The organism is Telluria sp. RT2P19 (genome assembly GCF_059685725.1).
Genome location: NZ_JCASIL010000015.1, coordinates 101,398 through 120,681, shown reverse-complemented (window position 1 = coordinate 120,681; position 19,284 = coordinate 101,398). Strand labels below are relative to the sequence as shown.

Annotated in this window: 22 protein-coding genes; 8 read left to right on the top strand and 14 right to left on the bottom strand. The window is 63.9% G+C overall.

The features are described 5' to 3' along the window. The 13 genes from cheY to flhD all read right to left on the bottom strand — a co-directional run bounded on the left by cheY (window position 1) and on the right by flhD (window position 10,735). Entirely contained in the window at window positions 1-399 is a 399-nt protein-coding gene (gene cheY, locus AC56KW_RS18515) for a chemotaxis response regulator CheY (RefSeq protein WP_497172147.1), read from the bottom strand. A 151-nt stretch (window positions 400-550) separates the two neighbouring features. Next, a complete protein-coding gene (locus tag AC56KW_RS18510; RefSeq protein WP_497172146.1) occupies window positions 551-1,615 on the bottom strand; it encodes a protein-glutamate methylesterase/protein-glutamine glutaminase in 1,065 nt (354 codons plus the stop codon). A gap of 26 nt (window positions 1,616-1,641) precedes the next feature. Then, entirely contained in the window at window positions 1,642-2,241 is a 600-nt protein-coding gene (gene cheD, locus AC56KW_RS18505) for a chemoreceptor glutamine deamidase CheD (protein WP_497172145.1), read from the bottom strand. A gap of 14 nt (window positions 2,242-2,255) precedes the next feature. Beyond that, on the bottom strand, window positions 2,256-3,110 hold the full coding sequence (locus AC56KW_RS18500) for a CheR family methyltransferase (protein WP_497172144.1): 855 nt from the start codon (window positions 3,108-3,110) through the stop codon (window positions 2,256-2,258). A 77-nt stretch (window positions 3,111-3,187) separates the two neighbouring features. Continuing rightward, the gene (locus AC56KW_RS18495; RefSeq protein WP_497172143.1) at window positions 3,188-3,691 is read right to left on the bottom strand and encodes a chemotaxis protein CheW; all 504 of its coding nucleotides are present in this window, start codon (window positions 3,689-3,691) and stop codon (window positions 3,188-3,190) included. A gap of 12 nt (window positions 3,692-3,703) precedes the next feature. Then, on the bottom strand, window positions 3,704-5,881 hold the full coding sequence (gene cheA, locus AC56KW_RS18490; protein WP_497172142.1) for a chemotaxis protein CheA: 2,178 nt from the start codon (window positions 5,879-5,881) through the stop codon (window positions 3,704-3,706). Between the two features lie 48 nt (window positions 5,882-5,929). Then, a complete protein-coding gene (locus AC56KW_RS18485; protein WP_306397472.1) occupies window positions 5,930-6,295 on the bottom strand; it encodes a response regulator in 366 nt (121 codons plus the stop codon). 71 nt (window positions 6,296-6,366) lie between these two features. Beyond that, window positions 6,367-6,915, bottom strand: a complete 549-nt coding sequence (locus tag AC56KW_RS18480) for a chemotaxis protein (protein ID WP_497172141.1) — start codon at window positions 6,913-6,915, stop codon at window positions 6,367-6,369. Window positions 6,916-6,938: 23 nt separating this feature from the next. After that, entirely contained in the window at window positions 6,939-7,931 is a 993-nt protein-coding gene (gene motB / locus AC56KW_RS18475) for a flagellar motor protein MotB (RefSeq protein WP_497172140.1), read from the bottom strand. A 52-nt stretch (window positions 7,932-7,983) separates the two neighbouring features. Continuing rightward, window positions 7,984-8,835 (bottom strand): flagellar motor stator protein MotA, encoded by an 852-nt coding sequence (gene motA / locus AC56KW_RS18470; RefSeq protein WP_497172139.1) that lies wholly within the window; start codon window positions 8,833-8,835, stop codon window positions 7,984-7,986. Between the two features lie 147 nt (window positions 8,836-8,982). Beyond that, complete coding sequence (locus tag AC56KW_RS18465) at window positions 8,983-9,750, bottom strand: class I SAM-dependent methyltransferase (RefSeq protein WP_497172138.1); 768 nt, start codon at window positions 9,748-9,750, stop codon at window positions 8,983-8,985. 19 nt (window positions 9,751-9,769) lie between these two features. Then, complete coding sequence (flhC, locus tag AC56KW_RS18460; RefSeq protein ID WP_497172137.1) at window positions 9,770-10,363, bottom strand: flagellar transcriptional regulator FlhC; 594 nt, start codon at window positions 10,361-10,363, stop codon at window positions 9,770-9,772. A 54-nt stretch (window positions 10,364-10,417) separates the two neighbouring features. After that, a complete protein-coding gene (gene flhD / locus AC56KW_RS18455) occupies window positions 10,418-10,735 on the bottom strand; it encodes a flagellar transcriptional regulator FlhD (protein ID WP_137173831.1) in 318 nt (105 codons plus the stop codon). 42 nt (window positions 10,736-10,777) lie between these two features. Here flhD and AC56KW_RS18450 point away from each other — a divergent pair, with 42 nt between their 5' ends. From AC56KW_RS18450 to AC56KW_RS18415, 8 genes are all read left to right on the top strand, one after another. Continuing rightward, entirely contained in the window at window positions 10,778-11,155 is a 378-nt protein-coding gene (locus AC56KW_RS18450) for a hypothetical protein (protein WP_497172136.1), read from the top strand. 176 nt (window positions 11,156-11,331) lie between these two features. Beyond that, window positions 11,332-12,588, top strand: a complete 1,257-nt coding sequence (gene kynU / locus AC56KW_RS18445; protein WP_497172135.1) for a kynureninase — start codon at window positions 11,332-11,334, stop codon at window positions 12,586-12,588. A gap of 11 nt (window positions 12,589-12,599) precedes the next feature. Beyond that, complete coding sequence (gene kynA / locus AC56KW_RS18440) at window positions 12,600-13,448, top strand: tryptophan 2,3-dioxygenase (RefSeq protein ID WP_497172134.1); 849 nt, start codon at window positions 12,600-12,602, stop codon at window positions 13,446-13,448. Window positions 13,449-13,511: 63 nt separating this feature from the next. Continuing rightward, the gene (locus tag AC56KW_RS18435) at window positions 13,512-14,648 is read left to right on the top strand and encodes an acyltransferase family protein (protein ID WP_497172133.1); all 1,137 of its coding nucleotides are present in this window, start codon (window positions 13,512-13,514) and stop codon (window positions 14,646-14,648) included. Then, entirely contained in the window at window positions 14,638-15,186 is a 549-nt protein-coding gene (locus AC56KW_RS18430; RefSeq protein ID WP_497172132.1) for an RBBP9/YdeN family alpha/beta hydrolase, read from the top strand. The genes AC56KW_RS18435 and AC56KW_RS18430 overlap by 11 nt, the downstream gene beginning before the upstream one ends. Then, a complete protein-coding gene (locus tag AC56KW_RS18425; protein WP_497172131.1) occupies window positions 15,183-15,713 on the top strand; it encodes a GNAT family N-acetyltransferase in 531 nt (176 codons plus the stop codon). The genes AC56KW_RS18430 and AC56KW_RS18425 overlap by 4 nt, the downstream gene beginning before the upstream one ends. Next, window positions 15,710-16,108 (top strand): GFA family protein, encoded by a 399-nt coding sequence (locus AC56KW_RS18420; RefSeq protein WP_497172130.1) that lies wholly within the window; start codon window positions 15,710-15,712, stop codon window positions 16,106-16,108. Before AC56KW_RS18425 ends, AC56KW_RS18420 begins: the two co-directional genes overlap by 4 nt. Window positions 16,109-16,203: 95 nt before the next feature. After that, window positions 16,204-17,181 carry an IS1595 family transposase gene (locus AC56KW_RS18415; protein WP_497172182.1) on the top strand — a complete coding sequence of 326 codons (978 nt, stop codon included), beginning with the start codon at window positions 16,204-16,206 and terminating at the stop codon, window positions 17,179-17,181. A gap of 67 nt (window positions 17,182-17,248) precedes the next feature. Here the strand turns inward: AC56KW_RS18415 and htpG are convergent, their stop codons facing one another. Further along, window positions 17,249-19,168: a molecular chaperone HtpG gene (htpG, locus tag AC56KW_RS18410; RefSeq protein WP_497172129.1), complete on the bottom strand. Its 1,920-nt coding sequence runs from the start codon at window positions 19,166-19,168 to the stop codon at window positions 17,249-17,251. Between the last annotated feature and the right edge of the window lie 116 nt (window positions 19,169-19,284).

The window sequence follows — 19,284 nt, the reverse complement described above, 5'->3', positions numbered from 1 at the left end:
TCAGGCTCCGGCTTTGTCCATTTTCTCGAAGATCTTGTTCAGCTTCTCGTCGAGGGTTGCAGCCGTGAATGGTTTGACCACGTAGCCGCTGGCGCCGGCCTGGGCGGCGGCGATGATGTTTTCTTTCTTCGCTTCTGCGGTCACCATCAGTACCGGCAGCTTGGCCAGTGCGGGATCGGCGCGGATGTTTTGCAGCATGGTCAGGCCGTCCATATTCGGCATGTTCCAGTCCGACACCACGAAGTCGAACGATTCGCTGCGCAGCTTGGCCAGCGCCATCACGCCGTCTTCTGCCTCGTCGACGTTGGCATAACCCAGTTCTTTCAACAGATTCCGGACGATGCGGCGCATCGTCGAGAAATCGTCAACAACCAGGAAACGCATCTTTGGATCAGCCATGAATAACTCCGTTTGAATCTTTTACTGTGGTTTGTTGGGTGAGCTGCAGATTGACGCAACTACTGGCTCGATTACAGGCTCAAGAATAGCATTTTTGTTGCTCTACGGCGATAAAATAGCCCGCAAAGCATTGCACGGACCCTCATTCGGATCAAACACGCAACGCCCGGTTGCCTTGCGCCGCAAGATGCTCGAGCACCATGCGCGGCAAGGCGTGCAAGGGGCCGACATCGTGGGCGGCGCCCAGCGCGATCGCCTCGCGCGGCATGCCAAACACGACGCAACTGGCCTCGTCCTGGGCGAAGTTGTGGGCGCCTGCCTGGCGCATCTCGAGCATGCCCGCCGCACCGTCCTTGCCCATGCCGGTCAGGATAACACCAACGGCGTTTTTACCGGCCGCCTGCGCAGCGGAACGGAACAGCACATCGACCGAAGGACGATGACGGTTGACCGGCGGGCTTTGTTCGATGCGGGTCATGTAGTTGGCGCCGGAACGCGTCAACAGCAGATGCGAGTGGCCCGGCGCGATATACGCGTGGCCGGGCAGCACCCGTTCGTTGCCGGCGGACTCGATCACGCTGATCCTGCACAGCGAATCGAGGCGCTTGGCGAACGAGCTGGTGAAACCCTCCGGCATGTGCTGGGCAATCAGGATGCCCGGGCAATCGGACGGCATCTGCATCAGGAATTCGCGGATCGCTTCGGTGCCGCCGGTCGAGGCCCCGATGATGATCAGTTTTTCGGAAGAAATCAGAGGGCTCCTCAAGGCCGACAGCGGCGCGCTGGCCGCCTGCGGCGCGCGCGAACGCGGCGCGATGCGGGCGCGGGCGGCGGCGCGGATCTTGTCGGCGATCATGTCGGCATATTCGCGCATGCCGCTCTGGATCGAGATCTTGGGCTTGGTCACGAAGTCGATCGCACCCAGCTCCAGTGCGCGCATCGTGATCTCCGAGCCGCGCTCGGTCAGCGACGACACCATCAGCACCGGCATGGGGCGCAGGCGCATCAGCTTTTCCAGGAAGTCGAGGCCGTCCATCTTGGGCATCTCGACATCCAGGGTCAACACGTCGGGATTATGCTTTTTAATCAGTTCGCGCGCGACCAGCGGATCGGGCGCGGTGGCGACCACTTCGAGGTCGGGCTGGGAATTGACGATCTCGCTCATCACGCTGCGAATCAACGCGGAATCGTCGACGATCAGCACCTTGGTCTTCATAAGTGTTCCTTTCAGCTGGCAAGGAATCAGAACAGGTCGATCGCGCCGCCGACGGGTTCGACCTTGAGTCGCTTGGCGTAATCGAGTTCGCGCTTGGCCAGCGTATCGTTCTGGGTTTGCATCAGTTTCTTGACCAGCACCTTGCCCGTGCGCGGGAAGAAGACCACCTTGCGCGGGTAGATGTCGTTCAGGTCTTCGGCCATGACCGGGATGCGTTCGGTCTTGAGGAACTGCATCACGAAAGCGGCATTGCGCTCACCGACGTTCATCGCGGTAAAGCCTCGCAGCACGGCGCCGCCGCCAAAGACCTTCGCTTCGAGGTGTTCACGGCGCGCGCCGGCCTTGAGCAGGTCATTGATCAGGATCTCCATCGCAAACGAACCGTAGCGCATCGAGGCCGATACCGGACTGTTGCCCGCGTCGGCGCCGCCGTCGGGCAGCATGAAGTGGTTCATGCCGCCCAGGCCGGTCAGGCGGTCGCGGATGCAGGCCGACACGCAGGAGCCGAGCACGGTCGCGATCAGCATGTCCTTGCCGGTATAAAAATACTCGCCCGGCAGGATCTTGGCCGCGTCGACGTTGAAGGTGCGGTCGTGATAGAGATTGGTGGCGAACTGGCTGTTCATGGTCGTGTCAAGGTTCAGGCGCTGCGCCCGTCGAGTTCATACACCGTCTTGCCGCGCAGGCGCAGCACGTCCGACACGTACAGGAAGTTCTCCGAATGGCCGGCGAACAGCAGCGCATGCGGCTTCATCAGCGGCACGAAGCGACCGAGGATGGTGCGCTGGGTCGGCTTGTCGAAATAGATCATCACGTTGCGGCAAAAGATCGCGTCGAACTGCCCTTCCAGCGGCCAGCGGTCGGCCAGCAGGTTCAGTTGCTTGAACGTGACCAGGGACCGCAGCTCGGGACGAATGCGCGCCATGCCCTCGTGGGCCCCCTTCCCTTTCAGGAAGAAGCGGCGCAGGCGCTCGGGGCTCATCTTCTCGACCCGCTCCATCGGGTACACGCCGTTGGACGCCGTCGACAGCACATTGGTGTCGATGTCGGTGGCGATGATCTGCACCGGCGGCGACAAGGTGTTAAAGGCTTCGCAGGCCGTCATCGCGATCGAGTACGGCTCTTCGCCGGTCGATGCGGCCGAGCACCAGATCGTGAGCGGACGCGTATCCTTCTTGCGCAGCGCAACCAGGTGATCGAGCAGCAGCGGAAAGTGATGCGCCTCGCGGAAGAACGAGGTCAGGTTGGTTGTCAGCGCATTGGTGAACGACTCCCACTCGCGGTCCATGCGGCCCGCCTCCAGGTCGTCCAGGTAGTTGGTGAACGACTGGATGCCGGTCGCGCGCAGGCGCCGCGCCAGGCGGCTGTAGACCATCTCATGCTTGCTGTCGGCCAGCGAAATGCCGGCGCGCTGGTGGATCAGCGCGCGCACCCGCTCGAAATCACGGCGCGTGAAGTCGAATTCCTTGACCGTCTCTGTTTTTTGCTGCGGCACGTTTTGCTGCCTTCTGAATGCTGGTTGGAGCACACCACGATTGACGCGCTCCGATATGGTTGCGTGCCGCTGTGCGATCAGGCGGCCATCTTGTCGATCAGGCCCATCTCGCTGGAGGACATCAGCTTGTCGATGTCGACCAGGATCAGCATGCGCTCGTCGACGGTGCCCAGGCCGATCATGTAGTCCGAGTTGAACGCGGTGCCCATCTCCGGCGCCGGCTTGATCTGGTCCGGGGTCAGGGTGGTGACGTCGGACACGCTGTCGACCACCATGCCCATGATGCGCCCGCCAATGTTCAGGATGATCACGACGGTGAACTGGTCGTACACCGGGGTGCCCAGGTTGAACTTGATGCGCATGTCGACCACCGGGATGATGATGCCGCGCAGGTTGATCACGCCCTTGATGAATTCAGGCGCGTTGGCGATGCGGGTCACGGCTTCGTAGCCGCGGATTTCCTGTACTTTCAGGATATCGATGCCGTATTCTTCCGAGCCCAGGGTGAAGGCCAGGAATTCGTTGCCGGCGCCGTCGTTCGCGGTCCCGTCGACCGAGGTGGTGTTTGCCAGGTTGGACATGGGATTTCCTTTTTATGGTGTAGAAATGAATGGGGAGACGGGATCGTCGGCCAGCTGGCGCGACGAGCGCACCAGCGCCGCCACGTCGAGGATCAGGGCGACGCCGCCGTCGCCCATGATGGTTGCGCCTGAGATCCCGGCGACTTTGCGGTAATTCGCTTCGAGGTTCTTGACCACCACCTGCTGCTGGCCCACCAGCTCGTCCACGAACAGCGCCGCCTTCTTGCCCTCGGTCTCGAGGATGACGACGATGCCGTCGCTCGGCTCGCGGTGGCGCGGCGCGATGTCGAACATCTGGTGGAGCGGGATCAGGGGCAGGTATTCGCCGCGCACCTTGAGCACGCGCCCGCGTCCGGCGATGTCGCGTACGTCCTCGCGCGCCGGCTGCAGCGACTCGACCACGAACGACAGCGGCAGGATATAGATCTCGTCACCGCTCCTGATCGACATGCCGTCCAGGATCGCCAGCGTCAGGGGCAGCGAGATCGAGATCGTGGTGCCGAAGCCGGCCGCCGAACGGATGTCGACCGTGCCGCCCATGGCGGTGATGTTACGCTTGACGACGTCCATGCCGACCCCGCGGCCCGAGACGTCGGTGACCACTTCGGCGGTCGAGAAGCCCGGCGCGAAGATCAGCTGCCAGACTTCCGGATCCGTCATATTGCTCGACACCGCAAGGCCGTTCGCGGCCGCCTTGGCCAGGATCTTCTCGCGATTCAGGCCGCCGCCGTCGTCGGCCACCTCGATCACGATGTGGCCGCCCTGGTGGCCGGCCGACAGGAACAGGCGCCCTGCTTCCGACTTGCCCGCCGCGACACGCGCGGCCGGCATCTCGACGCCATGGTCGATCGAGTTGCGCACCAGGTGGGTCAGCGGATCGACGATGCGCTCGATCAGGCCCTTGTCCAGTTCGGTGGCGGCGCCGTGGGTGATGAAGTCGACCTTCTTGCCCAGTTTGCCGGCCAGGTCGCGCACCATGCGCGGGAAGCGCGAGAACACGAAGTCCATCGGCATCATGCGGATCGACATCACGGCTTCTTGCAGCTCGCGCGTGTTGCGGTCCAACTGGCTCACCGACGACAATAGGCGCTCGTGCAGAATCGGGTCGAGCACGGTGCTGCGCTGCTCAAGCATGGCGTTGGTGATCACCAGTTCGCCGATCAGGTTGATCAGCTGGTCGACCTTCTCGACCGAGACCCGGATCGAGGACGATTCGGACTGGGCGTCCTTCCTGGCGGCCTTTTTCTCGGCGCTGAGTTCGGCCAGGTGCTCGACCATGTTTTGTGCCTGCGCCGACATGGTCGCGGCCGCGGGCTCCGGAACGCTGGCGACGATGCCGGCGGCGGCGCGGATCTGTTCGATCGGCTGGAAGAAACCGTAACCGAGGTCGTCTTCCGACAAGCCGGCGCTTGACGGCTGGACGTCGTCGTCAGGCCCGAAGAAACCATACCCTTGCGCATCCTCGACGCGCTTGCGCTCGGCCGCCTCGAGCGCGCGCTGTTCAAGCGTCAGCGCCGGCGCCTCGAAGATTTTCAAATCGTCCGGATCCAGCACGAAGGAGCAGATCGCGATGATGTCGTCCAGGCTTTCGTGGGTGGTGATGATCAGCGCCGTGCGGCCGCCGTCGAGCGGCGCCACCGAGACGCGGCCCATCAGGCCAAGCTCGTCGACCAGGGCATTGATGTCGCGCTGCGCGACCTGCGGCAACTCGATCTTGTAGCGGTGCGCCCCTTCCGTCGAGTGTTCAAGGCGTGGCGGGGCAGTCAGGTAGGACGGCGCCACCACCGGCGCGGCCGGCACCAGGCCCTCGGCCAGGTCGTGCAGGGCCATGCGCACGTTGGCGATGGCTTCGTTGTCGACCGCCGCGCCATGGCGATGGCCGTCGAGCTGCATCTTGAGCCCGTCCTTGGCCGCCAGGAAGGCGTCCACGTGGTTAGCGGTCAGCGCCATCTCGCCTTTGCGGATGCGGTCCAGCAGCGACTCCAGCACGTGGGTCACGTCGCACATGTCGGTCAGCCCGAAAGTCGATGCACCGCCCTTGACCGAGTGGGCGGTACGGAAGATCGCATTCAGGTCTTCCACATCCGGCGCGGCGACATCGACGCCCAGCAGCAGGCGTTCCATTTCGGCGAGCAGTTCTTCTGCTTCGTCGAAAAAGACCTGGTAGAACTGGCTGATGTCGATGGTCATGTGGCCGTCCGCTCGGATGGGGGCAAGGTCAGGGCGTCGCGCATGGCGTCAGCCGATCACTTTTTTGACCACCTCGATCAGGCGCTGCGGATCGAAGGGCTTGACCAGCCAGCCGTTGGCGCCGGCGGCGCGGCCCTTGTTCTTCATCTCGTCCGACGATTCGGTGGTCAGCATCAGGATCGGGGTCTTGGCGTAGCCCGGCAACGTACGCAGGGTCTTGATCAGCTGCAGGCCATCCATTTTCGGCATGTTCTGGTCGGTCAGCACCAGGTCCACGGTCTGCAGCTTCGCCTTGTCCAGGCCGTCCTGGCCGTCAACCGCTTCCACCACGTTGTAGCCCGCCGCCTTCAGGCTGAACGCCACCATCTGGCGCAGCGAACTGGAATCGTCGACCGCGAGAATCGTTTTTGCCATTCTTTGCTCCTGCTGTTTTGTATCCGGCTTCATGCCGGTTGAATTGTTTATTGTTGCGATCCGTGCGGGGCTCAGAACAGCTCGACGTCGCCGCTTTCCAGGTGTTTCTGCTCGACCGAGCGGCGCAGCATGCTGCGCAGTTCGAGCGACTGGATCGCCAGCGCCATGCTGACCTTGCCGAGCCGCTCGACGATTTCGTCGCTGTCGGTCTCGGGGGCGATGTCGGCGCCATGCTCGCTGAGCGTGCCCAGGAAGTCGCGCAGGCCCGTCACGCGTCGCAGTGTACGTTCAATCAGTTGCGCCGTCATGTCCTGGAACTGCATGCTGGTGATCGCCGTGTTCACGTGCGAGCCCACTTCGGACGACATGGACGACAGCAAGGACCGATCGTCAAGCGATAGCGTGCCGCCGTCCAGCAGTCGCCCGATCGCTTCCTGGCGCGCGCCGACCGCGGTGTGCACGGCCATGAAACTGGCGGTCAGCTTGTCGATCGCTTCCTCGAGCAGCAGTTCGGTCTGCAGCAGGTCGGTCTCGACCTCGGTCAGGTGGCGCCGCCCGTGCACGGACACGCCCGACAACAGGCGCTTGACGTGCGATCCCAGTATTTTTTTTCTTGTCATTCTTCTCTCCAGTCCTGACTGGCCTACTTCTTGACCGCGTCCAGCGTCGCCGTGGCCGCCGCTTCGGGAGCGCCCGCCGCGGGAGCGCCCGCCGCAGGAACGCCCGCCGCGGGAACGCCCGCCGCGGCATCTTCCGCCGGCACGTCCAGCGTCGCCGCGTCGCGGCGCACCGCATCCTCGGTGCGCTTGTTCATGACGATGATGCTGATGCGGCGGTTGATCGGGTTGAACGGGTCCTTCGCGTCCAGGTGGGCGGCCGAAGCCAGGCCCACGACCCGCAACACCTTGTCGTCCTGCAGGCCGCCCAGCACCATCTCGCGGCGCGAGGCGTTGGCGCGGTCGGCCGACAATTCCCAGTTGCTGTAGCCCGATTCGCTGTAGTACGGCGTCGAGTCGGTATGGCCCGAGATCCCCAGCTTGTTGGGCACTTCGTTGAGCACCATGCCGATGATGTGCAGGATTTCTTTCGTATACGGCTGCAGGTCGGCCTTGGCCAGCGCGAACATCGGGCGGTTCTTCTCGTCCACGATCTGGATCCGCAGGCCTTCGCTGGTGATATCGAGCAGCAGCTGGTTCTGGTACTTCTTGAGCATCGGGTTGACCTCGATGGCCGACTCGATGCGCGCCTTGAGCATTTGCAGGCGCTCGCCTTCGGCCCGCGCCAGCGCCGCCTTGGCCGCCTGCAGGTCGTACGATCTGCGCTCGGGCGGCGAATCGCCGCGCTTGACCTGGCCGGCGGTGCGGGTCAGGTCTTCGCCGCCGCCCTGGATCACCGACGACGAGTCGCCCGAACCCGAGCCGCCCGCCATTGCCACCTTCAGGGGCGTCTTGAAGTATTCGGAAATACCGACCAGGTCGCCCTTGGCGGTCGAGCCCAGAAGCCACATGAGCAGGAAGAACGCCATCATCGCGGTCACGAAGTCGGCGTAGGCGATTTTCCAGGCGCCGCCGTGGTGGCCGCCGGCCACCTTCTTGATGCGCTTGATGACGATGGGCCGCGCGTTGTCGTCAGCCATGCTCGCCTCCGTTCGGGCGACGGGACGTGAGATCGAATGCGGTCATCGCGGCTTACTTCTTCTTGATGTGCTGTTCGAGTTCGGCGAAGGTCGGACGCTCGGTCGAGTACAGCACCTTACGGCCGAATTCGACGGCCAGCGCCGGGGCATAGCCGTTCAGGCTCGCCAGCAGCGTCACTTTCACGCACTGGAACATCTTGGTCGACTCTTCGAGCTTCTGTTCCAGCACGCTCGCCAGCGGGGTGACGAAGGCGTAGGCCAGCAAGATGCCCAGAAAGGTGCCGACCAGCGCCTTCGCGATCAGGATGCCCAGCTCGGCCGGCGGCAAGCCCACCGATTCCATGGTGTGGACCACGCCCATGACCGCCGCCACGATGCCGAAGGCCGGCAGGCCGTCGCCGATCTTGGCGATCACATGGGCCGGAATGGCGCCCTCGTGATGGCGGGTCTCGATCTCGTTGTCCATCAGGTTTTCGATCTGCATCGCGTCCATGTTGCCGGACACCATCAGGCGCAGGTAATCGGTCATGAATTCGATGATGTGGTGGTCGGCCAGCACCGCCGGGTACTTGGAGAACAGCGGCGACGATTCCGGCGCCTCGATGTCGCCCTCGATCGACATCAGGCCTTCCTTGCGCACTTTCGACAACACGTCGAACTGCAAGGCCATCAGCTCCATATACATATCCTTGGTGAACTTGGAGCCTTTGAACACGGTCGGCAAGGCCTTCATGGTGGCCTTGATCGACTTGCCGTTGTTTCCGACAAAGAAGGCGCCAAAGGCGGCGCCGCCGATCATCAACAGCTCGATCGGCTGCCACAGCGAGGCAAGGTGACCACCCGCGAGCGCGAACCCGCCGAAGACGCAGGCGCAGACGATGATATAACCGACAATCACTAACAAGGAATTTTGCTCCAGAAAAGCTGGTCCAGACCTCGTCCTGAGGCCCCAAAACCAGTAATTTCAGAAAAAGTTTATGCAGGGAACTACTCTAGCTGGAGAATGGCCCACGGGCAAGCAAAACCACCCCGAATACTTGCCGTGTGTCGCCTAAAAGTCCCATATATACAGCGCCGGACCGTCTATGGTCGGATGGATAACACGGCTCGGTGGCCGCTCGTCGATGATGAATTCGTAACTGAAAAGCATCGACCCGGACCGCATCTCGCGCCCGGCCTTGCGCCACAGCGCACTCATCGCGGCCGGCGAGAGATAAGCGAACACGGCGTCATACTCACCCAGGTCGAGTTTTTCATAATCGCCGCGGATGAAACGGGCGCCGCCGTGGCTGGCCAGCGCCCGCAGATAGCTGGCCAGCCACGGCAGCGGCGCCAGCTCGATGCCCTCGATGCGCGACTCAGGCCGGCGGCGTTGCAGGTCGAGCACCAGCCCGCCGACGCCGCTGCCGATATCGATCACGCGCACTGGCCGGTCTTGCGGCAGTGCGGCGGCTACCGCATCCCAAACCCTGCGGCCCGACGGGTAGTACGGCACTTGCGTCCGGTAGGTCGACCAGTACAGCAACAGCAGGAACAGGAAGATGGCGAGGAAGGCGGCCGGCGGGATGGCCAGTTGGCTGGCGCCGAGCAGCGCCAGGGGGAACGCGAACTGGATCGCGCGCCACCAGCTTGCCAGGCCGCGCCACCAGGACAATAGCGCGGCGAGCGCGCCCTGCACCAGCGCCACGTGCCAGTACTGGAACACGGCCCCATTACTGGCGAGCAGGTAGATGATCGCGAGAGTGAGCGGAAAGGCGGCGAGCTGGACCAGGAGCGCCCGGACCGCCGGAAACCGCAGGAAGCGGAAAGAGAGGCGCAAGGAGGTCCGTGCGTCCGACTCAGGCGCTGTCCCGGCCGTCGGCTTCCTCGTCGGCGCCCGACATGGCGCGCTCGGCCGCCTCGCGGGCATCCTTGGCCTTGCGTGTCTTGCCGGCGCGCGAAGGCATGTGGCACAGGCCACACAGGTAGTCGGCATTCAGGTCGAGGGCGTTGACGATGAACTTGCCCTGGCAGCGGCTGCACGGAGCGAGCAACAGCATGCCGCTCTGGAAGAAGCGCACCAGGGTCCAGGCGCGGGTGAGCGAGAGCAGCGGCTCTTCGCCCGGCGCTGGCGGCATTTGTTCGAGATAGAGCTTATAGGCCTTCATGACGGCCTGGATGCCGGCGGCACCGGCATGCTCCACCAGGAATTGGTGGATATTGATGAACAACGAGGAATGGATGTTCGGTTGCCAGGTCAGGAACCAGTCGGTGGAGAACGGGAGCATGCCCTTGGGTGGAGAGACACCCTTGAGTTCCTTGTACAGCTTGAGCAAGCGTTCGCGCGACAGCGACACCTCGGTCTCCAGCAACTGCAGGCGTGCGCCTAAATTGATCAGTTCGATCGCGAGCTGGATTTCCTGCGCTTCGGATACGACGCTTTTTTTGCTCATGTACTACTCCTGCCCTGGTTCGATGCGGCCCCACCAAGTGGCCACTGGCAAGAATTATACGATCTCTTCGACCGGCTGGCCGGCCATCAGGATGGCGGCGTGCGACTGCGCCAGGCTGCGTTCCTTGGTATGGCTGGTCAGCATGCCCAGGATGGCGCTGTCGTCGAAGCGGAAGCGTGCCAGCATCATGTTGCCGCCGGCGAGCTTCAGGATCTGGGCATTGCTCATGCCTTCGATCAGGTCGGCGATCTCGGCCGACACGCCCAGGCGGAAGATGGCGGTGACTTTATCGGCACGGATCATCTGCTGGGCCAGCATCAGGTAGCTCAGGTTTGCATCGCGAATCTCGGCCATCATGTCATTCATCGTCATCTTCTCTCTCCGTTGGTTGGCTCGGCGTTTTTCGTATTGCCGATGAGATACATTCTGACCGTGAGGAAACTTTCCAGGTATTGGATAAAGTCTGTATTTTACATGGGGGAACGGCGAGGGGAAGCCGTAGGAGTTTGTCTGACAAACACCTCTGGCTCCCTATGGAAACCCGGCTGGAAAACGGGCTGCAACGACGCGGGGAAGCGCCTTGATTTTGATCTACGCCAGACAAGTGTTGTCGCAGATTTACTACAGGTTTTACTGAATTTATCTTTGGAAACTCAGTCTTTTGCGTTTCGTGGTGTCGCGGCTGTTGCCGGCAACCGCCTTACTCATCCATTAACGGCGCTGAAAAAGCCGACTTTAGGGTTGTTTGAAAATATTTTTCATTATTTTTTTGACCCCTTGCGCCCTTCCTGACTTGTTATCGGACTGCTCATCAGGAACTTTAGGGTTGATTGAAAAAAATATTGAAAATTTTATCTGGTCGATTTGATGTCGTAACAGCAATCTTTTCAAGCCGGCGACGCGCGGACTTGTTACACTGCCGACCTGCGCGCAACTCTTGAAGCGTCAACTATCGATATGGAATCCGCATGACCGCATCCATCACCCGCGCCGACTGCCTGGCGCGCGATGCGCACGACCCGCTGGGGGGACTGCGCACCCGTTTCGACCTGCCCGAGGGCGTCATCTACCTGGACGGCAATTCGCTCGGCGCCCGCCCCGCCTCTGCCCTGGCCCGTGCCCAGGACGTCGTGGCGCGCGAATGGGGCGCCGACCTGATCAAGAGCTGGAACACGGCCGGCTGGTTCGACATGCCCAAACGGCTGGGCGACCGCCTGGCCCCGCTGGTCGGCGCCGCCCGCGGCGAAGTGGCGGTCACCGACACTACTTCGCTCAACCTGTTCAAGGCGCTGGCCGCCGCGCTGCGCATCCAGGCGGAAGGCGCCACGGCCAATCGCCGTGTCATCGTCACCGAACGCAGCAACTTCCCGACCGATATCTATATGGCCGAAGGCCTGAGCCGCTGGCTCGAGCGCGGCTACCGGGTGCATCTCGTCGACAGCGTGGACGAGATCCCGGCCGCCCTCGACCTTGACTGCGCGGTATTGATGCTTACCCACGTCAATTACCGCACCGGCTACCAGCACGACATGGCGGGCCTGACCCGCCTGGCGCACGCAGCCGGCGCGCTGGTCGTCTGGGACCTGGCCCACTCGGCCGGCGCGGTACCGGTCGACCTGAACGCAGCCGGCGCCGACTTCGCCGTCGGCTGCACTTATAAATACCTGAACGGCGGACCGGGCGCCCCGGCCTTCATCTGGGTGCCGCAGAAGCACCAGGCCAGGTTCGACCATCCGCTGTCCGGCTGGTGGGGACACGCTGCGCCATTCGCCATGGCGCCCGCCTTCGCCCCTGTCGCCGGCATCGGCCGCGCGCTGTGCGGCACCCAGCCGATCGTATCGCTGGCGCTGGTCGAATGCGGCCTCGAGATCTTCGAGGCGACCGACATGGCGGCGATCCGCGCCAAGTCGCTCCTTCTTACCGACCTGTTCATCGAGCTGGTCGAGGCCCGCTGCGCCGACCATCCGCTGGAGCTGGTGACGCCGCGCGAGCACGCCCGCCGCGGCAGCCAGGTCAGCTTCACCCATCCGCACGGCTACGCGGTGATGGCGTCCCTCATTGCGCGCGGCGTGATCGGCGACTACCGCGAACCCGGGATCATGCGCTTCGGCTTCACGCCCCTGTATACCAGCTTCGCCGACGTCTGGGATGCGGTGGAGATCCTGAAGGACATCCTGGACCGCAAGGACTACGACGTCGCGGCCGAACGCAGCGCCGTCACCTGAAAGGCAGCACCATGAACCAGGAAAACAACGCGGACCGTCCCGCCGAATGGCATGGCGCCAGGATGGACTTCAAGGAAGCCATGAACTACGGCGACTACCTGGGCCTCGACCAGATCCTGAACGCGCAGCACCCGCGCTCGCCGAACCACAACGAGCTGCTGTTCATCGTCCAGCACCAGACCAGCGAGCTGTGGATCAAGCTGATGCTGCACGAACTGCAGGCGGTGCGCCGCCATATCCGCGAAGGCGAGCTGCCGCCCGCCTTCAAGATGCTGGCGCGGGTGGCGCGCATCATGGACCAGCTGGTGCATGCCTGGGACGTGCTGGCCACCATGACCCCGCCCGAGTACACGGCGATCCGTCCCTACCTGGGCGCCTCGTCGGGCTTCCAGTCCTTCCAGTACCGCGAACTCGAATTCATCCTCGGGAACAAGAACGCGGCCCTGCTGGCGGTGCACGAGAAGGCGCCCGAGGCCCACGCCCTGCTGGCGCACGAATTGCAGCTGCCGTCGATCTATGACGAGGCCGTGATGCTGCTGGCGCGCAGCGGCTTCGAGATCGATCCGGCGCGGCTGGCCCCCGACTGGACCGCGCCGACCCGCGCCGACGATTCCGTCAAGGCGGCCTGGCTGCAAGTGTATGGCGACACGCAGCAGCACTGGGCGCTGTACGAGCTGGCCGAGAAACTGGTCGACCTGGAGACGGCTTTCCGCTTCTGGCGCTTCCGCCACGTCAGCACCGTCGAGCGCATCATCGGCTTCAAGACCGGTACCGGCGGCACCGCCGGCGTGAGCTACCTGCGCAAGATGCTGGACGTGGTGCTGTTCCCGGAACTGTTCGCGCTGCGCACCGAACTGTAGGCGGGTCCATCGGCGGCGCGAGCCGGCGGCCCCGGCGATTGTTTTTGCATTACTATTAACGCCATGCGCGCCGCCCCCTCTCCGCTCGACCCGCCGTTCTCGGTATATCTCGACCTGGTCCGCTTCCTGGCGGCGCTGGCGGTCGTCCTGATGCACCTGCGCCAGTTCGGCCTGGTGGAGGCGCCTGGCGCCGACCTCCTGACCCTGCTCGGACGCGAAGCCGTGATGGCCTTCTTCGTGCTGTCGGGCTTCGTGATCGCCTACACCACCGAACAGCGTCGCCCAAGTGCGCGCGAGTATGCGCTGGCGCGCGCCGCCCGCATCTATTCGGTGGCGCTGCCGGTGCTGCTGCTGGCCTTCGCCTGCGCCAGCCTGGTCCCGCCCTACCTGGCCGGCGACATGCGCCAGCACTACCAGCTGGCCAAGCCCTGGCTCTACATCCCGTTCCACCTGCTGTTCCTGGGTGACCTGTGGATGCTGTCCGAGGTGCCGCTCTGGCTCGGCCCCTGGTGGTCGCTCAACTTCGAGGTCTGGTACTACGTGCTGTTCGGGGTCGCCTGCTATGTGCGTGGGCGGTGGCGCCTGCCGGTGCTGGTCCTGGTGCTGGCCATCATGGGCATCAAGCTGTGGCTGCTGCTGCCGGTATGGCTGGCCGGGGTTGCGCTGTACCACTGGCAGGTGCGGCGCACGCTTGCGCGCGGCCTGGCGCGCCTGGGCTGGGTCGCCAGCCTGGCGCTGCTGGTGGCCTACGAAGCCAGCAGCGTCGAAGAGACGCTGCGCCTGGCCGGCCGCGCTTCGTGGATCGGCCAGGCCTTCGTCCTCGGCAACGGCGACCGCTTCCTGGCCGACTACGTGTTCGGCCTGATCGTCTGCCTCAATTTCGCCTGCGCGCGCTTCGCCGGCTTCCATGCCCTGCTGCGATGGGCGCCGCCGATCCGGCGCCTGGCCGCGTACACCCTGACGCTCTACCTGTCGCACACGCTGGTGCTGTCCGCCTGGCCGGCGCTGTATCCCCACGATCCGCGCAGCATGGCCGACGTGCTGGCCCTGGGCGCCGCGATCGCGCTTGCCACCGCCATCCTCGGCATGCTGACCGAACAGCGCAAGGACCTGTTCCGCGACCTGCTCGCGCGCCTGGCCGGCGGCGCCAGGCGCCCGGCCTGCTGCCCCCAACAAGGAGAAGCCAAAAATGAACTGTGACGTCCTGATCCTGCCCGGCCTATGGAATTCGGGCCCGCGCCACTGGCAATCGCTGTGGCATGAACGACATCCGCACTGGCGCCGCGCCGAACACCGCGACTGGACCAATCCCCATTGCGATGAATGGGTGGCCGAGCTGGACGCGGCCATTGCCGACTGCCAGGGCGCGCCGATCCTGGTGGCGCACAGCCTGGGCTGCATGCTGGTCGCGCACTGGGCGCTGTCCGGTTCGCCGCTCAAGGTGGCGGGCGCCTTCCTGGTCGCGCCGAGCGACGTCGAAGCGCCGTCCTATCCGGCCGAGCCGAATTGCTGGTCGCCGATCCCGCTGCAGCGCCTGCCCTTCCCGAGCCTGGTGGTGGGCAGCGCCAACGATCCGTTTGCCGACCCGGAGCGCACCAGCGCCTTCGCCAGCGCCTGGGGCAGCCGCCTGGTCGAGATCGGCGACGCCGGCCACCTGAATACCGAGTCCGGCCATGGCGACTGGCCCGACGGCCTGCGCCTGCTGGAACAGTTCTGCGACGAGATCTCCGGCGCATGACCATCCTGCACAGCGCGCGCCTGCGCTTCGAGCCGATGAGCGACGCCCACTACGACGGCCTGCGGGTGCTGAACGGCGACCCGGAAGTGATGCGCTACATCTCGGGCCAGCCCGAGACACCCGAGGACACGCGCGCCAGCATCGCCCGGGTTCAGGCCCGCTGGGACACCCTCGGCTACTCCTGGTGGAGCCTGATCGAGGAACACTCGGGGCAACTGGTCGGCGCCGGATGCATCCAGCACCTTGGCCACGATCCCGCCAATGCCCATGAAATCGGCTGGCGCCTGCGGCCCGACCGCTGGGGACGCGGCTACGCCATCGAAGCCGCCGAGCGCATGGCCCGCTTCGCCTTCGACGCCCTGGAAGCGCCGCTGCTGTGCGCGATCTGCGATCCGGCCAACACGCGTTCGTCGCGCGTGATGCACAAGCTCGGCATGGCGCTGCGCGGTGAAGAAGTCTGGCATGGACAGCCGGTGCTGGTGTACCAGATCGACCGCGCGGCATGGTCGGCCCGCGCCCGGCGATGACGACCTTCCACGGCAGTTGCCACTGCGGCGCGGTGCGCTACGAGGCCGACATCGAGCTGGCGCGCGGCACGCTCAAGTGCAACTGCTCGATCTGCAGCAAGATGCGGTTCTGGGCCGTGCAGGTCGAACCCGCCGCCTTCCGCCTGCTGCAGGGCGAAAGCGTCTTGCGCGAATACCGCTTCCATACCCGGCGCGACGGGCACTACTTCTGCGGCGAGTGCGGCATCAATGTGTATTCGACCGGCGCCACCGCGCGCACGGGACCGTTCGTCGCCGTCGCCGTCGCCAGCCTGGACGACGCGCCGCTGGATGATTTGCTTGCGGCGCCGGTGCGCCATATCGATGGCCGCAACGACAACTGGACCACACCACCGACCGACATCCGCCACCTCTGACGCCTCGTCTTTGGCGCTGTTCGCGTTAATTATGCGAACCTTTCCCATTCGCGCCGGTCTCAGCCACTGTCGAGTTAACTCATCAGGTGGCAATGATGCAAGGCTTGGTCTTCGAAGAAGTATTTGCCGCGCTGACCTCCCTGCACCTGCATACCGACGAGGTAGCCAGGTTGCGCGCCTGGATCGCGGCGATCGTTCACCCTGGCGAGTGCCTGCACCTCATCGCCCAGGCGGCGGCCACCCCATGCTGCCCGCATTGCCAATGTCCGCGTGTCCATCGTTGCGGTGCGGCCAGCGGCCTGCAGCGCTGGCGCTGCCTGGCTTGCCGGCGCAGCTTCAATGCGCTGACGAACACGCCGCTGGCGCGCCTGCGCAAGAAGGCCGCCTGGCTACCGTACCTGCAATGCGTGCTCGATTCGCGCACGGTCCGCGCAGCAGCCGAGCTCGTCGGCGTGCACCGCAGCACCAGCTTCCGCTGGCGCCACCGTGTCGTGCCGGGGGCGGCGAGCAAGCGTCCCGCCCGCCTTGAAGGCATGGTCGAGGCGGACGAAACCTATCTGCTCGAATCGCAGAAGGGCTCGCGCCACCTGACGCGTCCAGCACGGCGGCGCGGCGGCGCAGCCAGGCGGCGCGGCATCAGCCGCGAACACGAGTGCCTGCTCGTCGCACGCGACCGGGACCGGCGGACACTGGACTTTCATACTGGCCGCGGGCCGGTCAGCGCCGTGAAGCTCATCGCCTGCCTGCGGCCGGTGCTGGCGCCAGGCGCAGTGTTGATCAGCGATTCGGAGGCCGCTTACCGGGTCTTTGCCGCCGACGCCGGTATCGCGCACGAGGCGGTCAATCTGCGCGCCGGGGTCAAGGCGCGCGGCGCGATCCACCTGAATAACGTCAATGGCTGGCATGCCCGCTTCAAGACCTGGATCAAGCGTTTCAATGGCATCGCCAGTCGCTACCTGGTGAACTATTCGGGCTGGCAGCGCTTCCTGGATGACGGCGCTTTGCGTACGCCAGCGCAATTGCTGGTCGCAATCATCCAGTGCGCAACGTGCCGTCGGAAAAAAACGAATTAACGCGCACAGCGCCAAAAAAAGCCGCCCCCACGCAAGCGGGGACGGCATATTTACGGGCCGCCGAAAATTACTTGGCCGTCGCCAGCAGCATCTCGTTCAAGCGCTTCACGAACGATGCCGGATCGGTCAGGCTACCACCCTCGGCCAGCATCGCCTGGTCGAACAGGATGTGCGACCAGTCGGCGAAACGCGCGCCGTTCGCGTCTTCGTACTTCAGGCGCTGCACCAGCGGGTGGGTCGGATTGATCTCGAGGATCGGCTTCGACTCCGGCGCTTCCTGACCGGCCGCCTTCAGCATGCGCAGCAGGTTACCCGACAGTTCGTTCTCGTCCGCCACCAGGCAGGCCGGCGAGTCGGTCAGGCGGAAGGTCACGCGCACGTCCTTGGCTTTCTCGCCCAGGGCGCCCTTCATGCTCTCGACCAGTTCCTTGTAGCCGGCTTCGGTCTCGGCGTGTTCCTTTTTCTCGGCCTCATCTTCCAGCGCGCCCAGGTCCAGGCCGCCCTTGGCGACCGACACCAGTTCCTTGCCTTCGAACTCGGTGAAGAACGACAGCATCCACTCGTCGACGCGGTCGGTCATCAGGATGACCTCGACGCCTTTCTTGCGGAAGATCTCGAGGTGCGGGCTGCTCTTGGCCGCCTTGAAGCTATCGGCCGTGACGTAATAGATCTTGTCCTGGCCTTCCTTCATGCGGCCCACGTAGTCGGCGAACGACACGGTCTGCTCGTCCGACTCGCCGGCGGTCGAGGCGAAGCGCAGCAGCTTGGCGATGCGGTCCTTGTTGGTGGCGTCCTCGCCAATGCCCTCCTTGAGCACCTGGCCGAATTCCTTCCAGAAGGTCGCGTACTTGTCCTTGCCGGCCTGTTCTTCCGAGTTCGCCATTTCTTCCAGCATGCCCAGTACGCGCTTGGTCGAGCCTTCGCGGATCACGCGCACGTCGCGCGACTCCTGCAGGATCTCGCGCGAGACGTTCAGCGGCAGGTCGCTTGAATCGATCACGCCCTTGATGAAGCGCAGGTAGGTCGGCATCAGCTGCTCGGCGTCGTCCATGATGAACACGCGCTTGACGTACAGCTTGATGCCGCCGCGCTTGTTGCGGTCCCACAGGTCGAAAGGCGCGTGCGCCGGCACGTACAGCAACTGGGTGTATTCGCTGCGGCCTTCCACCCGGTTGTGGGTATGGGCCAATGGCTCCTGGAAGTCGTGCGAAACGTGCTTGTAGAACTCGTTGTACTGCTCTTCGGTGATCTCGCTCTTCGAGCGTGCCCACAGCGCGCTGGCCTGGTTCACGGTCTCGAATTCGTCCTTGATGACCGTTTCTTTCTTCTCTTCGTCCCACTCCTCTTTCTGCATTACGATCGGCAGCGAGATGTGGTCCGAGTATTTACGGATGATCGACTTGAGCTTCCACGACGACAGCAGTTCCTCTTCGCCTTCGCGCAGGTGCAGGATCACGTCGGTGCCGCGGCCGACCTTCTCGATCTGCTCGATCGAATAGTCGCCCTCGCCGCGCGATTCCCAGCGCACGCCCTGTTCGGCGAAGGCGCCGGCGCGGCGGGTATTGACGACGATCTTCTCGGCCACGATGAAGCCCGAGTAGAAGCCCACGCCAAACTGGCCGATCAGGGCCGCGTCCTGCTGCTGGTCGCCCGACAGCTTGCTGAAGAATTCCTTGGTGCCCGACTTGGCGATGGTGCCCAGGTGGGCGATCACTTCGTCGCGGCTCATGCCGATGCCGTTGTCCGAGATCGTGATGGTCCTGGCAATCTTGTCGAACGAGACCTTGATCTTCAGTTCGTGGTCGTTGCCGTACAGGGCGTCGTTATTGATCGCCTCGAAGCGCAGCTTGTCGGCCGCGTCGGACGCGTTCGAGATCAGTTCGCGCAGGAAGATTTCCTTGTTCGAATACAAGGAGTGAATCATCAGTTGCAGCAGCTGTTTTACTTCTGCCTGAAAGCCAAGGGTTTCTTTTTCGGCGTTTGCCATCTTGTTCCTCGTTAAAATCATAGGGGGTTGGTCAGACTCGGAGACATATATGGCTGCCACAAGGGATTTCAAGAGATATTTTTGACAAGCATCCCTCCGCCTCGAAGAAAGTGGCA